The sequence below is a fragment of the Streptomyces asiaticus genome, assembly GCF_018138715.1.
Classification (GTDB): Bacteria; Actinomycetota; Actinomycetes; order Streptomycetales; family Streptomycetaceae; genus Streptomyces; species Streptomyces asiaticus.
In genome coordinates this window covers 6,620,349-6,646,008 of the sequence record NZ_JAGSHX010000006.1, presented here as the reverse complement: position 1 = coordinate 6,646,008, position 25,660 = coordinate 6,620,349, and the positions used below count along the sequence as shown (strand labels likewise).

The window sequence follows — 25,660 nt, the reverse complement described above, 5'->3', positions numbered from 1 at the left end:
GCCGCCGCCATAGGCCGGAAGTCCCGTCGATTTCGCCCTCAACGAAATCGACGGGGCTTCGCGTTCCGGATACGCAGGAGTAACCCCTGAACTGGGGTGTGGAGATTTCTCACACAGCGGCCCCGCGTCCCGCCTCCTCCCAACAAGTGCGAAGATGTTGTCCCGGCAGGACAGGGCCCCCGACACCAGGGCCGACGCAAGAAGCGGCCGAACACACGCCGCCGCCCGGCCGACCACCGGCCGGCCCCGGCGCACCATGCATGGAGGACGTGACGTGGCGAACGACGCCAGCACCGTTTTCGACCTAGTGATCCTCGGAGGCGGTAGCGGCGGTTACGCCGCTGCCCTGCGCGCCGCGCAGCTGGGTCTGGACGTCGCCCTGATCGAGAAGGACAAGCTGGGCGGCACCTGTCTGCACCGTGGCTGCATCCCCACCAAGGCGCTGCTGCACGCCGGTGAGCTCGCCGACCAGGCCCGCGAGGGCTCGGAATTCGGTGTGAAGACCACCTTCGAGGGCATCGACATCGAGGGTGTGCACAAGTACAAGGACGGCGTGGTCTCGGGCCTGTACAAGGGTCTTCAGGGTCTGATCGCCTCCCGCAAGGTCACCTATGTGACGGGCGAGGGCCGGCTGTCCTCCCCGACCTCTGTCGATGTGAACGGCGAGCGTTACACGGGCCGCCACATCCTGCTGGCCACCGGTTCGGTGCCGAAGTCCCTGCCCGGCCTGGAGATCGACGGCAACCGCGTCATCTCCTCCGACCACGCGCTGGTGCTCGACCGCGTGCCGAAGTCCGCGATCGTGCTGGGCGGCGGCGTCATCGGCGTCGAGTTCGCCTCCGCGTGGAAGTCCTTCGGGGCCGACATCACCATCGTCGAGGCGCTTCCCCACCTCGTCCCGGTCGAGGACGAGAACAGCTCCAAGCTGCTGGAGCGCGCCTTCCGCAAGCGCGGCATCAACTTCTCCCTCGGCTCGCGCTTCTCGGGCGTGGAGTACACCGCCGACGGCGTCAAGGTCTCGCTGGAGAACGGCAAGACCTTCGAGGCCGAGCTGCTGCTGGTGGCCGTCGGCCGCGGCCCGGTCTCGCAGGGGCTCGGTTACGAGGAGGCCGGGGTCGCCATGGACCGCGGCTATGTGCTCGTCGACGAGTACATGCGGACCAACGTGCCGACCATCTCCGCCGTCGGCGACCTGGTCCCCACCCTTCAGCTGGCCCACGTCGGCTTCGCCGAGGGCATGCTGGTGGCCGAGCGGCTGGCCGGTCTGAACCCGGTGCCGGTCGACTACGACGGCGTGCCGCGGGTGACCTACTGCCACCCCGAGGTCGCCTCCGTCGGCATCACCGAGGCCAAGGCCAAGGAGCTGTACGGTGCGGACAAGGTCGTCGCCCTGAAGTACAACCTCGCGGGCAACGGCAAGAGCAAGATCCTCAAGACCGCGGGCGAGATCAAGCTCGTGCAGGTACGAGACGGTGCCGTCGTCGGCGTCCACATGGTCGGTGACCGGATGGGCGAGCAGGTGGGCGAGGCTCAGCTGATCTACAACTGGGAGGCGCTGCCGGCCGAGGTCGCGCAGCTCGTCCACGCCCACCCGACCCAGAACGAGGCGCTCGGCGAGGCCCACCTGGCCCTGGCCGGCAAGCCGCTGCACTCCCACGACTGACTCATCCCGAGCGCGAACCATTCAAAGATCGTTAAGGAGCAACCGAACACCATGGCGGTTTCCGTAACCCTGCCGGCGCTCGGCGAGAGCGTGACCGAGGGCACCGTCACCCGCTGGCTCAAGGCCGAAGGTGAGCGCGTCGAGGCCGACGAGCCCCTGCTCGAGGTGTCGACCGACAAGGTCGACACCGAGATCCCGGCCCCCTCGGCCGGTGTGCTGACGTCCATCAAGGTGGCCGAGGACGAGACGGTGGAGGTCGGCGCCGAGCTGGCCGTCATCGACGACGGCGGCGCGGCTCCGGCCGAGGCGCCCGCCCCCGCGGCCGAGCCCGCTCCGGCGGCTCAGCCCGAGCCCGCCCCGGCGCCCGCCGCCGAGGCCCCCGCCCCTGCCCCTGCCGCCGCCGCTCCGGCCGGTGGCGCCGAGGGCACCGATGTGGTCCTTCCCGCGCTCGGCGAGAGCGTGACCGAGGGCACCGTGACCCGGTGGCTCAAGGAGGTCGGCGAGTCCGTCGAGGCCGATGAGCCGCTGCTCGAGGTCTCCACCGACAAGGTCGACACCGAGATCCCGGCCCCGGCCGCGGGCACCCTGCTGGAGATCCTGGTCGGCGAGGACGAGACCGCCGAGGTCGGCGCCAAGCTGGCCGTGATCGGCGCCGCCGGTGCCGCTCCGGCCGCCGCGCCCGCCGAGGCCCCGGCCGCCCCCGCCCCGGCTCCCGAGCCGGTCCAGGAGGCCCCGGCGCCCGCCCCGGCCCCGCAGGCCCCGAGCGCCCCGGCGCCGCAGGCCGTCACCCCGGAGCCGGTCGCCCCCGAGCCGGCCCCGGCCGCTCCGGCACCCGCCCCGGCTCCGGCCGCCACCATCCCGGCTCCCGCGGCCCCCGAGGCCGAGGGCGCCTACGTCACCCCGCTGGTGCGCAAGCTCGCCGCCGAGAACAACGTGGACCTGTCCACGGTCAAGGGCACCGGCGTCGGCGGCCGCATCCGCAAGCAGGACGTCGTCGCCGCCGCGGAGGCCGCCAAGGCCGCCGCCCAGGCCCAGGCTCCGGCCGCCGCCGCGCCGAAGGCCGCCGCGCAGGAGGTGTCCCCGCTGCGCGGCCAGACCATCAAGATGCCGCGGATGCGCAAGGTCATCGGCGACAACATGATGAAGGCCCTGCACAGCCAGGCCCAGCTGACCAGCGTGGTCGAGGTGGACGTCACCAAGGTCATGCGGCTGCGCGCCCGCGCCAAGGAGTCGTTCGCCCAGCGCGAGGGCGTCAAGCTCTCGCCGATGCCGTTCTTCGTGAAGGCCGCCGTCCAGGCGCTGAAGGCCCACCCGGCCATCAATGCCCGGATCAACGAGGACGACAACACCATCACGTACTTCGACGTGGAGAACGTCGGTATCGCGGTGGACGCCGAGAAGGGCCTGATGACCCCGGTCATCAAGAACGCCGGCGACCTCAACATCGCCGGTCTGTCCAAGAAGACGGCGGAGCTGGCGGGCAAGGTCCGCTCCAACAAGATCACCCCGGACGAGGTGTCCGGCGCCACCTTCACGATCAGCAACACCGGCTCGCGCGGTGCGCTGTTCGACACGATCATCGTGCCCCCGAACCAGGTCGCCATCCTGGGCATCGGCGCGACCGTCAAGCGCCCGGTGGTCATCGACCACCCGGAGCTGGGCGAGACCATCGCGGTGCGCGACATGACCTACGTGGCGCTCTCCTACGACCACCGCCTGGTGGACGGTGCCGACGCGGCCCGCTACCTGACGGCCGTCAAGGAGATCCTGGAGGCCGGCGAGTTCGAGGTGGACCTCGGTCTCTGATCCTCTGCTCGGTTTCCCTGCCGCGCCCCGCACGGGCTTCCCGTGCGGGGCGCGGTTTTCATTACCGCAGTGCCGGGATAATGGCAGCTGTTCACCGCTGTTTCTAAGGAGTCCCCCATGGCCGCGCCCGTCGTCCACTCGCTGCGCGAGCAGATCCGCGAGCACATCGTGGAGGGCATCGTCAGCGGCCGCTGGAAGCCGGGCGAGCGGATCGTGGAGCGCCGGATCGCCACGGAGCTGGAGGTCAGCCAGACGCCCGTACGGGAGGCGCTGCGGGAGCTGGAGTCGCTGCGGCTGATCGAGTCGGCGCCGAACAAGGGCGTCCGGGTGCGGAATCTGACCGCCGCCGACCTGGAGGAGATCTATCCGGTGCGGGCCGGGCTCGAGCAGATGGCGGCGGAGCTGGCCGCGGCCGTGCTGGCCGAGGACACCTCCGCCCTGGAACCCGAGGTGCGGGCGCTGTACGAGGCGGACCGCGCGGCCGACGGGGAGGCGCAGGTCCGGCACACCGTGGCGTTCCACCGGGAGCTGGTGCGGGCGTCGGGCAACAGCGTGCTGCTGCACACCTGGGAGTCGCTGGGCATCGAGATCTGGACGACGCTGTCGATCCGCTGGCTGGGCACCGTCCAGCAGTCGTACGCCGAGGAGCACCAGGCGGTGGTGGACGCCTTCAAGCGGCGGGACCCGAGGGTCGGCGAACTGGTCAAGGAGCATGTCCTCGGCTGTGCACCGCGTGCCTAGTTTCGCGGCACGGAATGCCAATTTCGGCTTACGGAGCACTTTTTCCTTGGCAGGACTTTGATCGATCATCGATCAGTCTTACCGTTACGTCCATGACCGATCTCGCACGCACGCAGCCGAGTGCGCTCGACCAGCTTCCCGACCGTGACCCGGAGGAGACCGCCGAATGGGGCGCCTCCCTGGACGCCGTCACCCGGGCCGCCGGGTCGCACCGCGCCTCGTACCTCATGCGCCGCACCCTGGAGCGCGCCGAGAGCGCCGGGCTCGCGCTGCCGCCCCTGCTGGAGTCGGACTACCTCAACACCATTCCGACCGCCGCCGAGCCCGCGTTCCCGGGCGACGAGGCCATGGAGCGCCGCATCACCGCCTGGAACCGGTGGAACGCGGCGGCGATGGTCACCCGCGGCAGCCGTGACGGCCTCGGTGGTCACATCGCCACCTTCGCCTCCGCCGCCTGGCTCTACGAGACGGGCTTCCAGCACTTCTTCCGGGGCAAGGAGGCGGACGGGTCCGGCGACCAGCTCTACATCCAGGGCCACGCCTCCCCCGGCATCTACGCCCGCGCCTTCCTCGACGGGCGGCTGACCGAGCACCACCTGGACCACTTCCGCCGCGAGGCGGGCGGCGACGGCCTGCCGTCCTATCCGCATCCGCGCCGGCTGCCGTGGCTGTGGGAGTTCCCCACCGTCTCGATGGGGCTCGGCCCGATCTCCGCGATCTACCAGGCCCGCTTCAACCGCTATCTCGCGGCGCGCGGCATCAAGGACACCGCGAACTCCCACGTATGGGCCTTCCTCGGCGACGGCGAGATGGACGAGCCGGAGTCGACGGCCGCGCTCGCCCTGGCCGGGCGCGAGGGCCTGGACAACCTCACCTTCGTCATCAACTGCAACCTCCAGCGCCTCGACGGCCCGGTGCGGGCCAACTTCAAGATCGTGCAGGAGCTGGAGGCCCAGTTCCGCGCGGCGGGCTGGAACGTGGTCAAGTCGCTGTGGGGCTCCGCCTGGGACGAGCTGTTCGCGCTGGACACCTCGGGCGCGCTGGTCCGCCGGCTGCGCGAGGTCCCGGACGGCCAGTTCCAGACGTACGCGACCCGCGACGCGGCCTACATCCGTGAGCACTTCTTCGGCGCCGAGCCCGAGCTGGCCCGCCTCGCCCAGGGGCTCACCGACGCCAAGCTCACCGAGTGCTTCCACACCTCGCGCGCGGGCCATGAGCCCCGCAAGGTGTACGCGGCGTACCGCGCGGCCATGGCGCACAAGGGCGCCCCGACCGTCGTGCTCGCCCAGACCGTCAAGGGCTGGACGCTGGGCCCCGGCTTCGAGTCGCGCAACGCCAACCACCAGATGAAGAAGCTGACGGGCAAGGAGTTCCGCGCCATGCGGGACCTCCTCGAACTCCCCATCCCGGACAGCAAGCTGGACGACGCCCTCGTGCCGTACGTCCACCCCGGCCCCGACTCCCCCGAGGTCCGCTACCTCCAGGAGCGCCGCGCGGCCCTCGGCGGCCCGGCCCCGGCCCGCCGGGTGCACCCGGTGGCCCTGCCCGAACCGTCCGCGAAGCCGTTCCAGGCGCTCGCCAAGGGCTCCGGCAGCCAGGAGATCGCCACCACCATGGCCTTCGTCCGGCTGGTCAAGGACCTGATGCGGGAGAAGGAGACCGGGAAGCGCTGGGTGCCGATCGTGCCGGACGAGGCGCGGACCTTCGGCATGGAGTCGCTCTTCCCCACCGCCGGGATCTACTCCCCGCTCGGCCAGACCTATGACCCGGTCGACCGCGATCAGCTCCTGTACTACAAGGAGGCCGCGAACGGTCAGATCCTCAACGAGGGGATCACCGAGGCCGGTTCGATGGCCGACTTCACCGCCGCCGCGACGTCGTACGCGACCCACGGCGAGCCGATGATCCCCTTCTACATCTTCTACTCGATGTTCGGCTGGCAGCGCACCGCCGACCAGATGTGGGCGCTGGCCGACCAGCTCGGCCGCGGCTTCCTCATCGGCGCCACGGCGGGCCGTACGACGATGACCGGCGAGGGCCTCCAGCACGCCGACGGCCACTCCCCGCTGATCGCCTCCACCAACCCGGCGGCGCTCGCCTACGACCCGGCGTTCGCCTACGAGGTGGGCGCGATCGTGCGGGAGGGTCTGCGGCGGATGTACGGCCCCGAGGCCGAGGACGTCTTCTACTACCTGACGGTCTACAACGAGCCCAAGGTCCAGCCGGCCCTCCCTGAGGGCGAAGGCGTCGAGGAGGGCATCCTCAAGGGCCTGTACCGCTACCAGGAGGCCACGGCCCCGGCCGCGGACTCCCCCCGCCTCCAGCTCCTCGCCTCCGGCACCGCCGTCCACTGGGCGCTGGAGGCCCAGAAACTCCTCGCCGACGACTGGGGCGTGGCCGCCGACGTGTGGTCCGCCACCTCCTGGAGCGAGCTGCGCCGCGACGCCCTGTCCTGTGACGCGGCGCAGCTCAAGGGCGAAGACCGGGTCCCGTACGTCACCCGTGCCCTGGCAGGCGCACCGGGCCCGGTCCTCGCCGTCAGCGACTGGATGCGTGCCGTCCCCGACCAGATCAGCCAGTGGGTCGAGCAGGACTGGTACTCCCTGGGCACGGACGGCTTCGGCCTCTCCGACACCCGCGAGGCCGCCCGCCGCCACTTCGGCGTGGACGCCCCGGCCATCGTGGTGGCCGCGCTGTCCCGCCTCGCCCGCCAAGGCGCGGTCCGCGCCACGGCCCCCAAGGAGGCCGCGGAGCGGTACGGCATCTGACGCCGCCGGTTGCCGGGGATCGCCTGCGGCGGGCTGTTCCCCTCCCCGCCCCTTCCCGACACCTGACGATATGCGGCTCCGCCGCGTGGGGGGCTCCGCCCCAGACCCCGCTCCTCAAGCGCCGGAGGGCTGATTTCAGCCCGTCCGGCGATTGAGGACACGCCCGAAGGGCGTCCGGGGTCCAGGGGCGGAGCCCCTGGTATCGGGAAGGGGCGGGGCGGGGAAAGAGCCGCCCGGTACCCCGTGTAGCCCGAGCCGCCGCTCCCCGGCGGTATCCGGCCGACGGGCCGCCCGCCATGGTCCGGCGCTCGTCCGGAGCGCACGGCATCATGGGGCCGTGCGCGCTGCCCGGCTCATCAAGATGGTGCTTCTGCTCCAGGCTCGGCCCTCGATCACGGGGGCCGAGCTGGCGCGGGAGCTGGAGGTCTCCGAGCGCACCGTGACGCGGGACGCCGCCGCGCTGTCCGAGGCGGGGATCCCGGTCTACGCGGACCGGGGCCGGGCCGGGGGCTACCGGCTCATCGGGGGCTACCGCACCCGGCTGACCGGCCTCGGGCGGACCGAGGCCGAGGCGCTGTTCCTGTCCGGTGTGCCCTCCGCGCTGCGCGAGATGGGGCTCGCGGACGCCGCCTCCGCCGCCCGGCTGAAGGTGTCCGCCGCGCTGCTCCCGGAGCTGCGGGACGCCTCCCACACGGTGGCCCAGCGGTTCCACCTCGACGCCCCGGGCTGGTGGCGGGAGCCGGAGGCGCCGGAGCTGCTGCCGGGCATCGCCGACGCGGTCTGGGACGATCTGCGGATCGCCGTCCGCTACCGGCGCCGGGACGCCGAGGTCCGGCGGGAGCTGGAACCGTACGGGCTCGTACTCAAGGCGGGCGTCTGGTACCTGGCGGCCCGTGCGGAGGGCGGCTTCCGGGTGTACCGGGTGGATCGTTTCGCCGCCGTGGAGCCGACCGGGGTCCGCTTCGTCCGGGACGAGGAGTTCGACCTGCCCGCCTTCTGGGAGGAGCGGGCCGAGCAGTTCGCCCGCTCGATCCTGCGGGAGCGGGCCGTCGTCCGGCTGACCCCGGCCGGGGCCCGGCGGCTGCCGCATGTCACGGACCGGGTGGCGGCCGAGGAGGCCGTACGCGAGGCACGCGAGGCCGGGGAGCCCGACGGGCAGGGGCGGCTCACCGTCACCCTGCCCGTCGAGTCGTACGAGGTCGCACTCGCCCAGCTGCTCGGGCTCGGCCCGGACGCGGAGGTGCTGGGGCCGCCGGAGCTGCGCGAGCTCTTCGCGGAGGCGGCTCGCCGTACGGCGGAGCTGTACCGGTGACCGCGCGGTTCAGTGACCGCGCGGTTCTACCGGTAGTCGGCCGCCGTGCCCTCCTTACCGCCGAAGACGACGTCCCGGAAGTAGCCGAAGGCGTCCGGCCGCGAACCGTCCAGATCGGTGAAGCCGTAGACCTTGGCCAGCTCCCCGCTGAAGACGGACTTGCCGCTCCACCGCGCCCGATCCGGGTCGGCGGCGAGCGCGGCGACCGCGCGCCCGACGTAGTGCGGTGACTCGGCGATGGCGAAGTGCGGCTCCTTCTCCACCGCGTCCCGCCAGGTCTCCTCCGTCACCCCGAAGTGGTCCAGCATCTGCTCGGAGCGCAGAAAGCCCGGCGAGACGCTGACCGCCGTGCCGTCGAACTCCTTCAGCTCCTCCGCGAGCCCGAAGGCGGTGCGGATCGGGGCGTTCTTGGCGAGGTCGTAGAAGAGGTTCAGCCGGTACGTCCGGTTGAACTCCTCGCTTCCGTCGGTCACCTCGACCACCAGCCCGCCCGGCTGCCGGATCAGCAGCGGCAGCGCGTAGTAGCTGGTGATGAGGTGGGTCTCGACGCCGAGCCGGAGCATCCGCAGCCCGCCCGCCAGATTCGTCTCCCAGGTCTTCTTGCCGAACTCGATCAGCGCCTCACCGCCCCATACGTCATTGACCAGGACGTCCAGCCGGCCCTGCTCCCGGTCGATCCGCTCGACCAGCGCCCGGACCTGCTCGGGCTCGAGGTGGTCCGTCGGCACCGCGATGCCCGTGCCGCCCGCGGCCGTGATCAGCTCCGCCGTCTCCTCGATGGTCTCGGTGGCCCGCCCCACCTCGCTGATCCGATCCCGGGTGGTGCGCCCCGTCGCGTAGACGGTGGCCCCGGCCGCCCCCAGCTCGACGGCCATCGCCCGGCCCGCGCCGCGCGTCGCCCCCGCGACGAGCGCGATCCGTCCCGCCAGTGCGCCCTGTGTGCTCACGTCCAATACGTCCTCTCGGTGTGGGTGCCGTGTTGGGTGACGTGGTCGACCCGGGTCGGCCACGGGTCGGCCACGGGTCGGCCACGGGTCGACCTTCGCAGGGAAATCCGACATCCGCTGTCCGGTATTACGAGGCGGTCGCATCCGGCACGTTCCGCGTGCGGGGGTGCGCGGGAGGGCCGATCCTGGTCCCGTGATGATGGACGAGACGGAGTTCTGGGGGCTGGTCGACAGCGCTCGGGAGGCCGCGGACGGCGACCCCGAGGACCAGTCCGACCTGCTCGTCGAGCAGCTGTCACGGCTCGACCCCGACGCGGTGCTGGACTTCGCCCGGCACTTCGAGGCCCGCTCCGACCGGGCGTACCGCTGGGATGTGTGGGGCGCCGCCTGGGTGCTGCTCGGCGGGGTCAGCGACGACGCCTTCGAGGCGTTCCGCTACTGGCTGATCGGCCAGGGCCGGGAGATCTTCGAGGGCGCGCTGCACGATCCGGACGCGCTCGCCGAGCTGCTCGAGGACTTCGACGAGCAGGTGGACGGCGACTGCGAGGACCTGGGGTACGCGGCGGACGAGGCGTACGAGCGGCTGACCGGCGCGCCCCTGCCGGAGCTGGGGCTCCCGCCCACGCCCCGGGAACCGATCGGGGAGCCCCTCGACTTCGAGAGCGAGGCGGTGCTGGCGGAGCGGTATCCACGGCTGTGGGAGCGCTTCAGGGCCTGACCGGCTGACTGCCTGACCGCCTGACTGCCTGGTTGCCCGGGGCTCGCGCCTCAGCGGTCCAGCGGGCGCCCCATCATCACGTCGTCCACGTACTCCCCCTCCAGCAGGAACTCCCCCGGCAGCACGCCCTCCACCGCGAACCCCTCCGACGCGTACAGCCGCCGTGCGGGGGTGTTGTGGCCCAGTACCCGCAGGGTCATGCGGGTCGCGCCCTGCCGCCGCGCCTCCTGGTACGCGGCGCCGAGCAGCGCCCGCGCCACGCCCTGCCCCCGCACCCGCTCGTCCACCGCGAGCCCCTGGATCTGGCGGACATGGGCGTTGCAGGCCAGCGGGGTCGGCGGCACGAGCCGTATGTAGCCGACGGGAGACCCGGCGAGCTCGGCCACGAGGATCTGCTCGACGCGGTTGTGGAGGGTGAAGAAGGGGTCGTACGGCGGCTGCGGCTTCGGCTGTACGGCATGCAGGGGCGACCAGGTACGGCGGTCGAGCTCGGCCAGCGCCGTGTCGTCGTCGAGCACGGCGGGCCGGATGATCAGCTCGGACCGCTGGGACGGTTGGGACCGCTGGGCCGGTTGGGCCGGTTGGGCCGGTTGGGGCAGGTCGTAGGGCTGGGGCATGCGGATCACTGTGCCACGCCCGCCCGTTGTCCGACATCCCTCCCGTGATCGGGGGCAGGATGGGGCCATGCGTATCGCGGTCACCGGTTCCTCCGGGCTCATCGGCACGGCACTCGTCCGCTCGCTGCGCGAGGACGGCCACCAGGTGGTGCGTCTGGTGCGGCGTCCGTCGCGTGCGGAGGACGAGGTGGAGTGGGACCCGCGGCGGCAGTGGGTGGACACCTCCGGGCTGATGGGCTGTGCGGCCGTGGTCCATCTCGCGGGCGCGGGCGTCGGCGACCGGCGCTGGACCGACGCGTACAAGAAGGAGATCCGGGACAGCCGGGTGCTGGGCACCGCCGCCATCGCCGAGGCGATCGCCTCGCTGGACACCCCGCCGCGGGTGCTGGTGAGCGGGAGCGCGGTGGGGTTCTACGGTGACACCGGGGAGCGCGCGGTCGATGAGAGTGCGCCCCCCGGCCACGGTTTCCTTCCGGATCTCTGCCAGGACTGGGAGGAGGCGGCGACCGCGGCGCAGGAGGCGGGCGTCCGTACGGTCTTCGCCCGGACCGGTCTGGTGGTCTCCGCCGAGGGCGGGGCGTGGGGGAAGCTCTTCCCCCTGTTCAAGCTGGGGCTCGGCGGGCGGATGGGCAGCGGCCGGCAGTACTGGAGCTTTATCGCGCTGCGGGACCATGTCGCCGCGCTGCGCCACATCCTCGACACGCCCGAGCTCACCGGGCCGGTCAACCTCACCGCGCCGACGCCGGTGACCAACCGCGAGATCACGGCCGCCATGGGCCGGGTGCTGGGCCGCCCCACACTCTTCTCGGTGCCCGCGCCCGCGCTGCGGATCGCCCTGGGCGAGATGTCCGGGGACGTCCTCGGCAGCGTCCGGGCCGTCCCCCGCCGCCTCCTGGACTCCGGCTTCACCTTCGCCTGCCCGCATGTGGAAGACGCGATCAAGGCGGCGCTCAGGTAAGGGAGTTGGGCGCTCCTCGCCCCCTCCCGCTCTCCCCCACGCTCTCTCCTCCCCGGTCGCGGACCGTTCGATGGCGGTCTGCGACTGGTGTGCGACCGGTGTGCGCCCGTGCCCGGTCGATGCGCGTCTGGCATCGGCCGTTTTTGTCCGTACTGTCAAGACCGTCTCGCCGAGCCGTCTCGCGGGACCCACGCATCCGGACCGCCGGTCGGGGCAGCAGCCCCCATGACGGACGCACCGACCTCGGGGAGGACACGTGCTCAAGCGCGCGCACCGCACGGACGTCGTCATCGTCGGCGCCGGGCTCGCGGGGCTGGCCGCGGCCCATCGGCTGACCGGCGCGGGAGTCGCCGTCACGGTGCTCGAGGCCGCGCCCCACGTGGGCGGACGGATGACCACCGAGACCGTGGACGGCTTCCGGCTGGACCGCACCGGCCATCTGATGAACACCTCGTTCCCGGAGTTGCGACGCACTCCGGGGCTCGGCGCCCTCGCCCTGCGCCCCTTCGCCCAGGGGGTGCTGGTCCACAGCGAGGGCCGTACGCACCGGGTGGACACCCCCCGGAGCATGAGGGGCGCATTCACTACGGCACGCGCCCTCGCGAACGCCGCCCGCGCGCCACTCGGCAGCGGGCTCGATCAGGCCCGACTCGGTGCCGCGCTCGGCAGGCTCGCCGCCCTGCCCGCGGACCGCCTGCTCGCCCGCCCCGACCGGCCGGTCTCCGAGACCCTGGGGGGGCGGGGCCTACCTGCTCGTACGGTCGAGGGGGTGCTGCGTCCGCTGCTCGTCTCACTGCTGAGCGACCCGGACCTCACCACTTCCAGCCGCTGCGCCGACCTGGCGCTGCGCGGCTACGCACGCGGCCGCCTCTGCCTCCCGGCGGGCGGCGCGTCCACCGTCCCCGAACTGCTCGCGGCCGCGCTGCCGCCGGGGACGGTCCGTACGGGCGTCCGGGCCGTATCGGCCTCCACCACCGCCGTGGCCACCGCCGAACACGGCGAGTTCGGCTGCCGTGCGGTGCTCGTGGCCACCGGGGCGCACGACGCGGCCGGGCTGCTGCCCGGGCTGCGGGTGCCGGCCTTCCACCCCATCACGGTGGTGCACCACACCGCCGACCGGCCGCCGCTGCGCGAGCCCGCGCTGATACTCGCCGCGAGTGGCGGGGGCCCGGTCGCCCACACCATGGTGGCCAGCGAGGTGGACCCCTCGCGCACCCCGCCCGGCCGGGTGCTGATCACCTCCACGGTGCTGGGCGCCTCCGCCGCGCTGCCGACCGCCGAGCTCGACCGGGCCGTCCGGGCCCAACTGGCGGCGGTGTACGGGACGTCGACGGCGGCCTGGGAGCTGCTGGCCGCCCACCACGACCCGTACGCCGTCCCGGCCATGCCCGCACCCCACGACCCACGCCGCCCGGTGCGGCTGCTGTCCGGGCTGTACGTCTGCGGCGACCACCGCGACTCCAGCACGGTCCAGGGCGCCCTGGCCTCCGGCCGCCGAGCCGCCCGAGCCGTCCTCAGCGACTTCGGCGCCCCACCGGACTCGGGCTCCGACACGGACCCGGGCACATTGCCCGCGGCGGCGGCCTGACGCGAGGCCCTTGCGGGGGCTCACCGCCGAGGCCCCGGCTCCCGTTACGGCTCGCGGCCGGGGAGGACCAGCACCCGCGGCGCGGCGCCCGGGCCGGGCTTACGGGGCGGCCGCCGCGTGGCAGTGGCTTCGCCCCTGGCCCCCGGGGGTCTGGGACGGAGCCCCACCTTCCAGCCCCTCCAGGGGGCACCTCCCAGCGGTAGCTGGGGGAGCTTGAGGAGCGGGGTCCGGGGCGGAGCAACGGCTTCCAGCCCCTCCGACGTTTGGCCTTCCAGCCCCTCCGGCGTTCGAGGAGCGGGGTCTGGGGCGGAGCCCCACCTTCCAGCCCCTCCGGCGTTCGAGGAGCGGGGTCTGGGGCGGAGCCCCAGTTGTGGGAAGGGGCGGGGAGGGGAACAGCCCGCCGCAGGCGTCAAGATCCGACGTTGGGCGTGGTGCGGGCGGCGGGCCCGGACAGCCCCGCCAGGATCGCGCCGCGCCGCACACGAAGCACCCGGCCGCGATCACGGCGGACAGCCGCATCCCGGCGTAGAAGGCGGAGCTCGCGGACGCCGCCGCGAGGGTTCCGAACAGGGCCACGCCGATGGCGCTGCCCAGCTGCCGCGCCGCGTTGAACGCGCCCGACGCCGCGCCGCGCACCTCGTGCGGCGCGGCCTCCATCGCGGCGATCGTCGCCGACGGCATGGTGAACGAGGTGCCGAACCCGGTCAGCAGCAGCGGCACGACCAGCAGCGCGTACGGCGTGTGCGGTCCAACGGCCGCCCAGCCGAGCAGCCCCACGGCCCCGGTCAGCAGCCCGGCCACGGCCGGGATGTGGGTGCCGACGCGCGCCGCGACCCGCCCGGACAGCGGCGAGGCGACCACGGCCAGCGCGCCCATCGGCAGCAGCGCCAGCCCGGTGGCGAGCGGGTCCCAGCCCCGGTGGCGCTGGAAGTAGAGGGTGGTGAGGAAGAGCAGCCCGTAGAAGCCGAGGTTGAGCAGCACCCCCACGGCCAACGCGGCCGGGAACCGGAAACCGGTCAGCAGGCGGGGCGGCAGCGCGGGCGCCGCCGCGCGCCGCTCCAGCCACAGGAAGAGCGCCCCCGCGACCGGCGCGGCCGCCAGCGCGCCGAGCACCAGCGGATCGGTCCAGCCGCGCCCGCCCGCCTCGTTCAGCCCGGTCGTCAGGGCGGCCACCGCGCCGACGCCGGTGAGCTGGGCGACGAGATCCAGCGACGGACGCTCACCGCGCGGGCGCGTAGCGGGCACATGGCGGACGGTGAGCCAGATGGCGAGCGCGCCCAGCGGGACGTTGACGAGGAACACGGTCCGCCAGCCCACGCCCCACACCAGCACCCCGCCGAGCACCGGACCGGCCGCGGCAGCGACCCCCGCGATCCCGCCCCACACCCCGAACGCCCGTGCCCGCGCGCCGGGTTCGGGATGCAGCGCCCCGAGCAGCGCGAGCGAGGCGGGCACCATGGTCGCCGCCCCGGCCCCCTGCGCCAGCCGGGCACCGACCAGAAAGCCGGCGCTCGGCGCGAGCGCGCACGCGGCGGAGGCCACCGTGAACAGCCCGAGCCCGGCGAGGAACACCCGCCGATGGCCCAGCCGGTCCCCCAGCCCACCGCAGAGCAGCAACAGCCCGGCGAAGACGAGCGTGTACCCGTCCACAACCCTCCCCCAGCCTTCGGCCGGGAGGTGCCCCCTGCATCGCCCCCTGCCCGGCCCCCAGCCCGGCGCCGATGCGGGGCACGGCCACATTGACGACGGTGACGTCGAGGATGACCAGGAAGTAGCCAAGGCAGATGGCGAGCAGCGGGCCCTTCCGCACGGCACCCGCCACGGGCGGGTCCGAGGATCGCGGAGGCCGGTGTGTGGAGCGGCACGTCCTCATGCCTCCACCCTCACTCCTGATCGCTTCGGTACGGACCGAACCGTGGTGCGCCCAGGGCGCCCCCTGCCCCGGCCCGCCCCGCCACACTTCGGCCCGCGCCGAAGCGACCCCGCCCTACGCTGGAAGCATGGCCACCACCACGGATGCCCGTGACGCCGACATCGCTCGCGCCGCCGCGGCGATCGCCGACCCGTCCCGCGCTCGCGTTCTGCGGGCGCTGCTGGAGGGGCGTGCGCTCCCCGCCAGCGTGCTGGCCGGTGAGGCCGGGGTCAGCGCTTCCACGGTGAGTGGACATCTGGCCAAGTTGCTGGAGGCCGGGGTGGTGCGGGTCGAGCGGCATGGGCGGCATCGGTACTACCGGCTGACCGGTCCCGCCGTCGGCGAGGCGCTCGAGGCGCTGGCCAGGATCGCCCCGCCGCTGCCCGTCACCTCGCTGCGGCAGAGCACCCACGCACACGCCCTGCGCCGGGCGCGCACCTGCTACGACCATGTCGCGGGCGCCCTCGGCGTGGCCCTGATGGCGGCGCTGCTGGAGCGCGGGGTCCTGGAGGGCGGCGACGGGCGCTTCCACCCCGAGGCGGCGGAGGGCGACCGGCTCTCGGCCCCGGGCAAGGACACCACGTACCGGCTGACGGCCCCGGGGCGCGCGGAGCTGGCGGCCTTCGGCGTGGACGCGGACGAACTCGCGGGGCGCCGCCAGCTGATCCGCTACTGCGTGGACTGGACCGAGCAGCGCCACCACCTCGCCGGAGCGCTGGGGGCCGCCCTGACGGACCGGCTCTTCGCGCTGGAATGGATCCGCCGTGGCAACCGCCGCCGCGTGATCAACCTGACCGATGCCGGTCGCACCGGTCTGGAGCGCACCTTCGGCGTCGTGCTGGACGCCTGAGCGACGGCAGACCCCGACGTCTGAGCGGCGGCGGCAGGCCCCCGACGCCCGAGCGACGGCAGGCTCCCGATGCCCAAGCGACGGCAGGCCCCCGCCGCCTGAGCGACGGCGGCCACCTACCCCAGCGCCGCCACCCGCTCCCGGTAGCCCCGTACCGGTGCCGCGTCCCGGTACGGCTCCAGGCGGCGCTCGAAGTCCCGTACGTACTCCGCCGCCCGCACCGACCGCATCTCGGACGCCTGCTGTGCCGCCTCCGCGCCCAGCTGGCACGCCTGCTCCAGCTCGCCGAGGCCCAGCCGCGCCGTCGCCAGCACCACCCGGCAGAACAGCCGGCTGCGCGCGAACCCGGCGCCGTGGAGCTGGAGGGAGCGCTCCGCGTGCTGGGCGGCGGCGCGGTACTGCTGAAGATCGCGGTGGCAGTGGCCGAATTCGTCCGCCAGCTGCGCCTCGTCGAACAGCCGCGCCCAGTACGGCACCTCGTCCCCCGGCCGGGCCGCCTCCAGCGACCGCTCGGCGCGGGCGAGCGAGGCGGTGCACGCGCGCACCTCGCCCAGGACGCCATGGCCGCGCGCCTCGATCGCGTGCAGCAGCGACTGGAGCACCGGCGGGGCGCCGCCGCCCACCCCCTGCTGGGCCACCCGGGCCAGCTGTACGGCCTCCCGCCCATGGCCGAGGTAGACGGCCTGGCGGCTCATCGTGACCAGTACGTAGCTGCCGTACGTGCGGTCCCCGGCCGCCTGCGCCAGCCGCAGCGCCTGGACGAAGTAGCGCTGCGCCAGACCGTGGGCCGCGATGTCGAACGAGGTCCATCCGGCCAGCCGGGTCAGATCGGCGATCGCGCCGAACAGCCGCCGCCCGGTCGCCTCGTTGTACGAGCCGCGCAGCATCGGCTCGCCCTCGTGCTCGAGATAGCGCACCAGGGCCTGCCGGGCGTGGCCGCCGCCGTACGTCTGGTCCAGCGCCGCGAACAGCTCCCCGACCGAGCGCAGGGCCGCGATGTCGCCGGAGGTCACCCGGTAGCCCGGGCCGCGCCGGTCGCGGTCGTGGCGCCGCTGGCGGGGCAGCGGCGCCCGGCCGTGCGGGCCATGGGCACCGTGCGGGCCATGGGTGCCATGGGCGCCGTGAGATCCCTGGGCGCCGTGCGCGCCATGGGCCCCCTGACCGACCGCGCGCCCCGCCGCCGCCCCCGCGGGGCCGCCCACCGGGCCGCCCACTCGGCCGCCCTGCGCGGGCAGCCGCCCGGCCCCGGCCACCCCGGCGGCACCGGCCCCCGGCCCGGCCCCGGCTCCCACCGCCGCCCCCGCCGGAGCGGCCCCCGCCGGTGGCTCACCGCGCGCCACCCGGTCGTCGGGCCGTCCGATCAGCCAGTCGCGGCTGGGGACGACGAGACCCGCCGGGGTGAACGCGATCTTCCGCAACTCCGCATGGCTTCCGGAGTCCTTGCGCCACAGCCCGCTGACGATGTCCACCGCCTCCTGCGGGGTGGCGGCGAACTCCAGCCCCGCGTAGACGGGCGCACACGCGTCCAGGCCCAGGTCCTGGGCGGTCAGCCGGCGTCCCAGCCGCCGGGTGAACACCTCGGCGATCAGCGCCGGGGTGGTGCCGCGTGGCTGCTGTCCGCGCAGCCACCGCGTCACCGATGTCTTGTCGTACCGCAGGTCCAGGCCGTGCTCCAGTCCGAGCTGGTCCACCCGCCGGGCGAGCCCGGCGTTGGAGAAGCCCGCCTCGGCGATGAGCGCGGCGAGCTGACGATTGGGAATGCGCTGCGGGGGTCGTTCCGTCATCAGCCTGCCGGTCTCCCTGATCGCTCTGTGGAACGGCGCGAATGTAACCGCCGCTCGAGGGCTGATCGCGGCCGTCCGGCGGCATTCATCCGATCGTGTGAGAACGAGCCGGGTGCGGACGTAAGGGGACACGGCCGTACAGTGGCGGGGGCGCCGCCGCGAGGCTCCGCCACCCCATCCGACGCGGGTCGAGAAGGAGCTTGCCGTGACCGCCGTGACCACGTCTTCCCCGGGGTCGGCCCCCGGTTCACCGGCGCTTGCCTACGTCCACCTGGGCTTCGGCGCGGACGCCGTGGACTACGAGGAGGCGTGGCAGGAGCAGCGCCGGGTGCACGCCGCCCGCTTCGCGGACGAGATCCCCGACACCTGTCTGCTGCTGGAGCACCCCCCGGTCTACACGGCGGGGCGGCGCACGGCCGACAGCGAGCGCCCGCTGGACGGCACCCCGGTGGTGGACGTGGACCGCGGCGGCAAGATCACCTGGCATGGCCCGGGCCAGCTGGTCGGCTATCCGATCCTCAAGCTGCCGCGCCCGGTGGACGTCATCGCGCATGTCCGCCGCCTGGAGGAGGCGCTGCTGCGCACCTGTGCGGAGTTCGGTCTGGAGACCACCCGGGTCGAGGGCCGCAGCGGGGTGTGGGTGCTGGGCGACCCGGTGGACCAGCGCCCCGCGCTCGGCGGGCTGAAGCTGGACTTCGACCCGCGGCTGGAGGACGAGGAGTTCGACGCACGGCTGAACGGGCCGGAGTACGCACCGTCCAACGCCGGGCAGCGCCGCGAGGACCGCAAGCTGGCCGCCATCGGGGTGCGGATCGCCAAGGGCGTGACGATGCACGGCTTCTCGCTCAACTGCAATCCGGACAACACCTGGTTCGACCGGATCGTGCCGTGCGGCATCCGGGACGCGGGTGTGACCTCGCTCTCGGAGGAGCTGGGCCGGGATGTGCCGATCGCCGAGGTGCTGCCGGTGGTCGAGCGGCATCTGCGGGAGGTCCTGGAGGCGTCCGTCCCGCTGCCGCGCGCGGTCTGACCCCCTGGGCTCGCTCCACCCCGTGCGGGAATGCGTCCTCGCAGCGTTCGGTTGCCCTTGACGTAAATCCGTACGAACCACGGGCGTACCCTGGTGACCGCCGACGATTCCAAAGCCCGCCGGCAAACTCGCCGCGCCGAGCCGCCAAGCAGAGTCAAGCAAAGAGGAGTGCCGGACGTGTCCGCAGTCGCACCCGACGGACGCAAGATGCTGCGCCTGGAGGTCCGGAACAGCCAGACCCCCATCGAGCGCAAGCCCGAGTGGATCAAGACCCGGGCGAAGATGGGCCCCGAGTACACCGAGCTGCACGGCCTGGTGAAGCGGGAGGGCCTGCACACCGTGTGCCAGGAGGCGGGCTGTCCGAACATCTATGAGTGCTGGGAGGACCGCGAGGCGACCTTCCTCATCGGCGGCGACCAGTGCACCCGGCGCTGCGACTTCTGCCAGATCGACACCGGCAAGCCGCAGGCGCTGGACCGCGACGAGCCGCGCCGGGTGGCCGAATCCGTACGCACCATGGAGCTGAAGTACGCGACCATCACCGGCGTCGCCCGTGACGACCTGGAGGACGGCGGCGCCTGGCTCTACGCGGAGACCGTGCGCCAGATCCACTCCCTGATGCCGGACACCGGTGTGGAGCTGCTGATCCCGGACTTCAACGCGGTCCCCGAGCAGCTCGCCGAGGTCTTCTCGGCCCGTCCCGAGGTGCTCGCGCACAACGTCGAGACCGTGCCGCGGATCTTCAAGCGCATCCGCCCCGGCTTCCGTTACGAGCGCTCGCTCGAGGTGATCACCAAGGCGCGCGAGGCGGGTCTGGTCACCAAGTCCAACCTGATCCTGGGCATGGGCGAGGAGCGCGAGGAGATCAGCCAGGCGCTCCAGGACCTCCATGACGCGGGCTGCGAGCTGATCACCATCACCCAGTACCTGCGGCCCTCCCCCCGGCACCACCCCGTGGAGCGCTGGGTCAAGCCCCAGGAGTTCGTGGAGCTCAAGGAGGAGGCGGACGAGATCGGTTACGCCGGTGTCATGTCCGGCCCGCTGGTCCGCTCCTCGTACCGCGCCGGCCGTCTGTACCAGCAGGCCATCGAGCGGCGCAATGTCGCGGTGGCTTCTCCGGCCGTCTGACTCTCCGTCGTCGCTCCGCCGTCACGTTCCGTCGGCGGTCGGCCGTGTGAGCAACACGCTGTGTGATTGCGAGCACACACAGATTCGAGGGCTTGAAGAACGCCGCAGGTCAAGGGCGGAATACGGGCCGCAGCGGAGCTTCATCGGTGTTTGACCGGCCAGTCACGCACTGGTAACACCATTGGGTAACGATTGAGCCACGCACTGCTTATACGTTGTGCGAGCGATCATCCGCCGCTTTCCGAGGGGTATCCATGCCGGCTGCGCCCGTACGCCCGTCCGTCACCGACGCGCTCCTCGTCCTGGAAGGTCTGCTGCTGCGCGGCGGGCAGCGCACCGCCCGCCGCAACGCCTGGACGGCCGTCCTCGAGGACCGGCGCCGGGCCAAGGACCGGGACGAGGCGGAACACGTGCTGGAGGCCGTGTCCACCGGGGCTTCCCAGGCCACGTAAACTTCGCTGTATGGCGAGGAAGGAAACATCCGAGAACCCCGGGCGGCTGAAGCAGATCGCCCTGACCTACAAGATGACCAAACGGGTTGACCCGAAGGTCACACTTGTCGTCGCCGGCGTGGGGATTGTCACCTTCGGTGTCCTTCTCGCGATCGGCTTCTGGATCGGCCACCCGATCTTCCTGGGCATCCTGGGCTTCGTCCTGGCCTTCCTCGCGATGGCCATCATTTTCGGCCGCCGTGCCGAGCGGGCCGCCTTCGGACAGATGGAGGGCCAGCCGGGCGCGGCGGCGGCGGTGCTGGAGAACGTGGGCCGCGGCTGGTCGGTGACCCCCGCGGTGGCGATGAACCGCAACCAGGACGTCATCCACCGCGCGGTGGGCAAGGCGGGCGTCGTGCTGGTCGCCGAGGGCAACCCGAACCGGCTCAAGGGCATGCTGGCCGCCGAGAAGAAGAAGATGGCGCGCATCGTCGCGGACGTCCCGGTCCACGATGTGATGGTCGGCTCCGGCGAGGGCCAGGTCGAGATCAAGAAGCTCCGCACCACGCTGCTGAAGCTTCCCCGGGTGCTGCCGGGCGCACAGGTCACGGTGGTGAACGACCGGCTGCGCGCGCTGGGCGACCTGATGAGCAACATGCCGATTCCCAAGGGCCCGATGCCCAAGGGGATGCGGATGCCGAAGGGGCGCTGAGCGCCTCCCTCACCGAAACGAATACGAAACGGCGGCCCGGACGGAGAGTCCGGGCCGCCGTTTCGTGTGTAACGCGGTTGTACGCAATCCGCGGGTCAGGCCCTGATCCGTACGGCGGGTTCAGACCCTGATCTGCACCGCGCGGGAGAGCCGGTCGTGCAGCCCTCGGGTGTCGCGGTCCCAGACCACCGCCGGGATGACCACCACCAGCAGCACACTGCGCAGTACGGCCCGCGGCAGGCTCAGCCGCACCCCGCCCTCGCCGACGACCCGCAGCCTCAGCAGCAGCTTGCCGGGGGTGGCGCCGACGGTGCCCACGGTGACCAGGCTCAGCACCAGGAAGACCAGCAGCGCCCAGTTCCCGGCGACCTGGGCGTTACGGCCGGACAGCAGCGCGTAGGAGACGAGCAGGCACAGGCCCCAGTCGATGAAGAGCGCCCCGAAACGGCGTCCCAGCGGCGCGATGGAGCCCGGTCCGCTCTCGGGAAGACCGAGGCCCTGGCCCCGGTAGCCGAAGTCGACGCCCATCTCCTCGGCCGCCGCGCGGGGCCCGGAAAGCCACGATCCGATTGCTTGCCTCTTGTCCACCCGTCTACGTTACTGCGACCGCATACGTTCCCCCGGCCGGACCCCTTCCGAGTGATTCCCGCGCCCCCCTACGGCGCCTTTTCCGAGGCCACAAGGGACCCGCAAGCACCCTCGAGCCGGTTAACCTGGGTGAAACAAATGGGTCATGCCCGGGAAATCCCGTCTGCCTATGGTCGGCGAGAGCGCGCCACCGCACATGGAATCGCGCCACCGGACATATCCCCGTCCCACCGCGGCCGGGCTAGGAGGAGTTGGATGTTCCAGAACGCCGACGACGCTCGGAAGTTCATTTCGGACGAGGACGTGAAGTTCGTCGACGTCCGTTTCTGTGACCTTCCCGGCGTCATGCAGCACTTCACCGTACCGGCGGAGGCGTTCGACCCGCACGAGGAGCTGGCCTTCGACGGCTCGTCGATCCGCGGCTTCCAGGCGATCCACGAGTCGGACATGGCCCTGCGTGCCGACCTCTCCACGGCCCGTGTCGACCCGTTCCGCCGGGACAAGACCCTCAACATCAACTTCTTCATCCACGACCCCATCACGGGCGAGCAGTACAGCCGTGACCCGCGGAACATCGCCAAGAAGGCCGAGGCGTACCTCGCCTCCACCGGCATCGCCGACACCGCGTACTTCGGTCCGGAGGCGGAGTTCTACGTCTTCGACAGCGTGCGCTTCGAGACCAAGGCGAACGAGTCCTTCTACCACATCGACTCCGAGGCGGGCGCCTGGAACACCGGTGCGCTCCAGGACAACCGTGGCTACAAGGTCCGCTACAAGGGCGGCTACTTCCCGACCCCGCCGGTCGACCATTTCGCCGACCTGCGCGCCGAGATCAGCCTGGAGCTGAACAAGGCCGGTCTCCAGGTCGAGCGCCAGCACCACGAGGTGGGCACCGCCGGCCAGGCCGAGATCAACTACAAGTTCAACACGCTGCTGGCCGCGGCCGACGACCTGATGCTGTTCAAGTACATCGTCAAGAACGTGGCGTGGCAGAACGGCAAGACCGCGACCTTCATGCCGAAGCCGATCTTCGGTGACAACGGCTCGGGCATGCACGTCCACCAGTCGCTGTGGCAGGGCGGCTCCCCGCTCTTCTACGACGAGCAGGGCTACGCGGGCCTGTCGGACACCGCCCGCTACTACATCGGCGGCATCCTCAAGCACGCCCCGTCGCTGCTGGCCTTCACCAACCCGACGGTGAACTCCTACCACCGTCTGGTCCCGGGCTTCGAGGCCCCGGTCAACCTGGTGTACTCGCAGCGCAACCGCTCCGCCGCGATGCGTATCCCGATCACCGGCTCCAACCCGAAGGCCAAGCGCGTCGAGTTCCGCGCGCCGGACTCCTCCGGCAACCCGTACCTGGCCTTCTCCGCCCTGCTCCTCGCGGGTCTGGACGGCATCAAGAACAAGATCGAGCCGGCCGAGCCGATCGACAAGGACCTCTACGAGCTCGCCCCCGAGGAGCACGCGGGCGTCCCGCAGGTCCCGACCTCCCTCCCGGCCGTCCTCGACTCGCTCGAGTCCGACCACGAGTTCCTCCTCCAGGGCGGTGTCTTCACCTCCGACCTGATCGAGACCTGGATCGACTACAAGCGCACCAACGAGATCGCCCCGCTCCAGCTGCGTCCGCACCCGCACGAGTTCGAGCTCTACTTCGACGTGTGAGCCGTGCGCGCTCTGTGAGCCCTTCCGGCTCCGTCCGAGCCCCCGCCACCGCCCCGATGGGCGGGGGCGGGGGCTCGGTGGTGTGCGGGAGGGTCATGCGGCCGGGTTGACGGTCTGGGTGTCGGTGCCGGAGGACGGCAGGAAACTGGTGTCGCCGTTGTAGAGGGCGATCAGGGGGTGGGTGCCGACGCCCAGGGTGTTGAGGGACAGCGTCGCGGTGCCCGCCGACAGCGGCTGGACGAAGGCGCCGCCGCCGGAGCCGCCGATGATGAAGGTGACCGTCCCGGTCGGGACGCCCGCGCCGGGCGCGATCGGGGTGACGTTGGCGGTGAAGGTCACCGACTGTCCCAGCGTCGAGGGGTCCGGCGACGAGGACACCGATGTGGTGGTGGCCGACTGGACGACGAGGATGACGTTGGCGCCGGTGGACGGGGAGAAGTTGGCGTCCCCGTTGTAGTTGCCGAGGACGGCGTGGGCGCCGACGCTCAGGTTGGGGACGGTGACCGAGGTCGTCCCGCCCGACAGGGTCCCGGTCAAGGTGGGGCCGCCGGTGACGACGAAGGTGACGGTGCCGGTGGGGGTTCCGGTGCCGAGCGGGATCACGGTGGCGGTGAGCGTGACCGACTGCCCGAAGGTGGTGGGGTTGGGTGAGACCGTGACCAGGGTGATCGTGGGTGTAGCCATGGGTGGCCCTCCAAGTGGTGTGGGGTGGTGGGCCGTTACTCGCCACGCATGCGGGAACGAGGCGCGGCGGCGCATCGGCGGTCAGGGGGTGCGCGCATACGGCGATCCACGCGGGAGCATCCCGCGTCGCCGTCCCCCGGCAGATGTGGAACCCACCGGTCTGTAGCACCAGTAGGCGCGCGACTCGCCGTCGACCGCCAGGGATGTGCCGCCGAATTACCCCGGATAGCGCAGCGCTCGGCGGCCTTCCCCGCGCACACCATCCGCCCCGTGCGGCGCGCGTCCTCCGTGGTCGGGGCACCGCGTACGCACCGCGCAGCACGGGGCGGGTGCCGGGCTGGCCCGGTGCGGTGTGCCGGCGCGGGGGTCAGCCGTCGCCGAAGCCGCCGTCGAAGCCACCGCCGTCGCCGAAGCCGCCACCGAAACCGCCGTCGTCGAAGCCACCGCCGGAGTCGCCGCCGTTCCCGCCGTCGCCGAAGCCACCGTCGAACCCACCGGTCCCGTAGTCCGGGCCGAGGGACCCGCCGAGCAGCGTGCCGACCAGCAGCCCGGGCAGCAGCATCGAGCCGTAGCCGCCGAAGTAACCGCTCGCCCAGGGCCCGTAGGCCGGACCGGCGTCCCAGTACGGGCGGCGCCGGTCGCCGCCGACCGGGACGGTGCGGGCGTCCGGGTAGCGGCCGTCGTCGACGCGGGTGGCGTCCGCGGCGCAGGCGGGGACGGAGCGCTGGGTGCCGCCCGGGGGCGCCCACGGGACGTCCCGGACCGAGGGGCCGTGGCGCGGGTCGAAGAAGCACGGAGGGCGCCGCTGGGGCAGCGGGCCGCCCTCGCGGCGGGCTTCGAGCACCGCCAGCGCGAAGCGGCCCTCCTCCAGCGCCTCGGTCACCGGCCGTACGTCCTCGGGCCGCCGGGCGGCGGCGGACCTGGCCTTCGCCTCCTCGTAGGCGTCCAGGGCGCGGCCGTAGTCGTCCGCCATCTCGGGGGTGGACGCCGGGTCGGCGGGGTCGAAGCGGGTCCCGCCGAGCTTCTCGCCGTACGCGGTGATGTCCTCCTCGACCGCGCCGCGCACCTGCTCCAGCGCGGCCCGTTCGCGCTCGCGGCGCTGCTTGCGGGTGCGCCGCACCAGGTACAGGCCGCTTGCGCCGACGGCGGCCAGGACGATCAGCACCGCCACCGCGTCCCCCATCGACAGGGTGGAACCCCGAGCGCCCTGGTCGCCGCCGGACCCCTGGCCGGTCCGGTCGTGGATCGCGGTGGCCGTGTCGGTCACGAAGCCGTTCAGGACCGCGGCGAGGTCGTGCGGGTGCTGCCGCAGGTTCCGCTCCGCCAGCGCCCGCGAGGTGCCTCCGGGCAGCACCGAGGTGTCGGAGGCCGCCCCGAAGGAGGAGCCGAGCGCCACCGCGTAGACACCGGGGCGGTCGACGGCGGCACGCAGCCGCCCGAAGACGCGCTCTCCGCCGTACGCGGGGTTGTCCGGCAGAACGGCCACGTAGACTGGCACATCCGCCGTGCGGATGTGTGCCACCAGGGCGCGGGCCTGCCCGGCGCTCAGGGCGTCGGAGGCGCCGGGATCGACGTACACGGGGCTGTTGCGCAGCGCCTTGCCGATCTTGTTCACATCCGTTTCGGCATGCGCGCCCCCGGCGGTGAGCAGTACCGCCGTCAGGGCGACGAGGACGGCCAGCAGGAGCGTGCCCCATCGTGGCGTCTTGCCGAACACACTTCGCATTTACCCGCATAGGGGGCGAATATGCGCCGGTA

At 72.6% G+C, this 25,660-nt stretch carries 21 protein-coding genes; 14 read left to right on the top strand and 7 right to left on the bottom strand.

Annotation, left to right across the window (positions count from 1 at the left end):
- Positions 1-274 precede the first annotated feature (274 nt).
- The 5 genes from lpdA to KHP12_RS36115 all read left to right on the top strand — a co-directional run bounded on the left by lpdA (position 275) and on the right by KHP12_RS36115 (position 8,290).
- Positions 275-1,663, top strand: coding sequence for a dihydrolipoyl dehydrogenase (lpdA, locus tag KHP12_RS36135; RefSeq protein WP_037965051.1), 1,389 nt, complete (start codon positions 275-277; stop codon positions 1,661-1,663).
- A 51-nt stretch (positions 1,664-1,714) separates the two neighbouring features.
- Positions 1,715-3,469: a 2-oxoglutarate dehydrogenase, E2 component, dihydrolipoamide succinyltransferase gene (gene sucB, locus KHP12_RS36130; RefSeq protein WP_210609185.1), complete on the top strand. Its 1,755-nt coding sequence runs from the start codon at positions 1,715-1,717 to the stop codon at positions 3,467-3,469.
- 117 nt (positions 3,470-3,586) lie between these two features.
- Positions 3,587-4,210 (top strand): GntR family transcriptional regulator, encoded by a 624-nt coding sequence (locus KHP12_RS36125; protein WP_086886243.1) that lies wholly within the window; start codon positions 3,587-3,589, stop codon positions 4,208-4,210.
- A 92-nt stretch (positions 4,211-4,302) separates the two neighbouring features.
- Positions 4,303-6,978: a pyruvate dehydrogenase (acetyl-transferring), homodimeric type gene (gene aceE, locus KHP12_RS36120; protein ID WP_086886244.1), complete on the top strand. Its 2,676-nt coding sequence runs from the start codon at positions 4,303-4,305 to the stop codon at positions 6,976-6,978.
- Positions 6,979-7,315: 337 nt separating this feature from the next.
- Positions 7,316-8,290: a helix-turn-helix transcriptional regulator gene (locus KHP12_RS36115; protein WP_086884043.1), complete on the top strand. Its 975-nt coding sequence runs from the start codon at positions 7,316-7,318 to the stop codon at positions 8,288-8,290.
- Positions 8,291-8,316: 26 nt separating this feature from the next.
- On the opposite strand, the gene KHP12_RS36110 is transcribed toward KHP12_RS36115, so the two are convergent.
- Entirely contained in the window at positions 8,317-9,237 is a 921-nt protein-coding gene (locus tag KHP12_RS36110; RefSeq protein ID WP_211834108.1) for an SDR family oxidoreductase, read from the bottom strand.
- A gap of 196 nt (positions 9,238-9,433) precedes the next feature.
- Here KHP12_RS36110 and KHP12_RS36105 point away from each other — a divergent pair, with 196 nt between their 5' ends.
- Positions 9,434-9,955 carry a DUF4240 domain-containing protein gene (locus KHP12_RS36105; protein WP_086884045.1) on the top strand — a complete coding sequence of 174 codons (522 nt, stop codon included), beginning with the start codon at positions 9,434-9,436 and terminating at the stop codon, positions 9,953-9,955.
- 50 nt (positions 9,956-10,005) lie between these two features.
- Here KHP12_RS36105 and KHP12_RS36100 read toward each other — a convergent pair whose 3' ends face one another.
- Positions 10,006-10,572 carry a GNAT family N-acetyltransferase gene (locus KHP12_RS36100; protein ID WP_211834107.1) on the bottom strand — a complete coding sequence of 189 codons (567 nt, stop codon included), beginning with the start codon at positions 10,570-10,572 and terminating at the stop codon, positions 10,006-10,008.
- Positions 10,573-10,639: 67 nt separating this feature from the next.
- Between KHP12_RS36100 and KHP12_RS36095 the strand changes: the two genes are divergently transcribed.
- A complete protein-coding gene (locus tag KHP12_RS36095) occupies positions 10,640-11,530 on the top strand; it encodes a TIGR01777 family oxidoreductase (protein ID WP_211834106.1) in 891 nt (296 codons plus the stop codon).
- Positions 11,531-11,786: 256 nt separating this feature from the next.
- Entirely contained in the window at positions 11,787-13,118 is a 1,332-nt protein-coding gene (locus tag KHP12_RS36090) for an NAD(P)/FAD-dependent oxidoreductase (protein WP_211834105.1), read from the top strand.
- Between the two features lie 99 nt (positions 13,119-13,217).
- On the opposite strand, the gene KHP12_RS36085 is transcribed toward KHP12_RS36090, so the two are convergent.
- Positions 13,218-14,768 carry an MFS transporter gene (locus KHP12_RS36085; protein ID WP_308016977.1) on the bottom strand — a complete coding sequence of 517 codons (1,551 nt, stop codon included), beginning with the start codon at positions 14,766-14,768 and terminating at the stop codon, positions 13,218-13,220.
- A 350-nt stretch (positions 14,769-15,118) separates the two neighbouring features.
- Here KHP12_RS36085 and KHP12_RS36080 point away from each other — a divergent pair, with 350 nt between their 5' ends.
- Positions 15,119-15,880 carry an ArsR/SmtB family transcription factor gene (locus tag KHP12_RS36080; RefSeq protein WP_086886601.1) on the top strand — a complete coding sequence of 254 codons (762 nt, stop codon included), beginning with the start codon at positions 15,119-15,121 and terminating at the stop codon, positions 15,878-15,880.
- Positions 15,881-15,996: 116 nt separating this feature from the next.
- Here the strand turns inward: KHP12_RS36080 and KHP12_RS36075 are convergent, their stop codons facing one another.
- Complete coding sequence (locus tag KHP12_RS36075; protein ID WP_210609186.1) at positions 15,997-17,664, bottom strand: NsdA family TPR-like regulatory protein; 1,668 nt, start codon at positions 17,662-17,664, stop codon at positions 15,997-15,999.
- 205 nt (positions 17,665-17,869) lie between these two features.
- On the opposite strand from KHP12_RS36075, the gene lipB reads away from it, so the two are divergent.
- The 4 genes from lipB (at position 17,870) to KHP12_RS36055 (ending at position 20,965) form a co-directional block, all read left to right on the top strand.
- The gene (gene lipB / locus KHP12_RS36070; protein WP_171072326.1) at positions 17,870-18,694 is read left to right on the top strand and encodes a lipoyl(octanoyl) transferase LipB; all 825 of its coding nucleotides are present in this window, start codon (positions 17,870-17,872) and stop codon (positions 18,692-18,694) included.
- Positions 18,695-18,871: 177 nt separating this feature from the next.
- Positions 18,872-19,822 carry a lipoyl synthase gene (gene lipA, locus KHP12_RS36065; RefSeq protein WP_086885878.1) on the top strand — a complete coding sequence of 317 codons (951 nt, stop codon included), beginning with the start codon at positions 18,872-18,874 and terminating at the stop codon, positions 19,820-19,822.
- Between the two features lie 254 nt (positions 19,823-20,076).
- A complete protein-coding gene (locus tag KHP12_RS36060) occupies positions 20,077-20,274 on the top strand; it encodes an SCO2195 family GlnR-regulated protein (RefSeq protein WP_020871972.1) in 198 nt (65 codons plus the stop codon).
- A 10-nt stretch (positions 20,275-20,284) separates the two neighbouring features.
- Complete coding sequence (locus tag KHP12_RS36055) at positions 20,285-20,965, top strand: DUF4191 domain-containing protein (protein WP_037964028.1); 681 nt, start codon at positions 20,285-20,287, stop codon at positions 20,963-20,965.
- 120 nt (positions 20,966-21,085) lie between these two features.
- Here the strand turns inward: KHP12_RS36055 and KHP12_RS36050 are convergent, their stop codons facing one another.
- A complete protein-coding gene (locus KHP12_RS36050; RefSeq protein WP_086885879.1) occupies positions 21,086-21,553 on the bottom strand; it encodes an RDD family protein in 468 nt (155 codons plus the stop codon).
- A 255-nt stretch (positions 21,554-21,808) separates the two neighbouring features.
- Between KHP12_RS36050 and glnA the strand changes: the two genes are divergently transcribed.
- A complete protein-coding gene (glnA, locus tag KHP12_RS36045; protein WP_086885880.1) occupies positions 21,809-23,218 on the top strand; it encodes a type I glutamate--ammonia ligase in 1,410 nt (469 codons plus the stop codon).
- 93 nt (positions 23,219-23,311) lie between these two features.
- On the opposite strand, the gene KHP12_RS36040 is transcribed toward glnA, so the two are convergent.
- Both KHP12_RS36040 and KHP12_RS36035 read right to left on the bottom strand, forming a co-directional pair.
- Positions 23,312-23,902 (bottom strand): Ig-like domain-containing protein, encoded by a 591-nt coding sequence (locus tag KHP12_RS36040; RefSeq protein ID WP_211834104.1) that lies wholly within the window; start codon positions 23,900-23,902, stop codon positions 23,312-23,314.
- A gap of 367 nt (positions 23,903-24,269) precedes the next feature.
- On the bottom strand, positions 24,270-25,628 hold the full coding sequence (locus KHP12_RS36035; protein ID WP_086885882.1) for a hypothetical protein: 1,359 nt from the start codon (positions 25,626-25,628) through the stop codon (positions 24,270-24,272).
- Between the last annotated feature and the right edge of the window lie 32 nt (positions 25,629-25,660).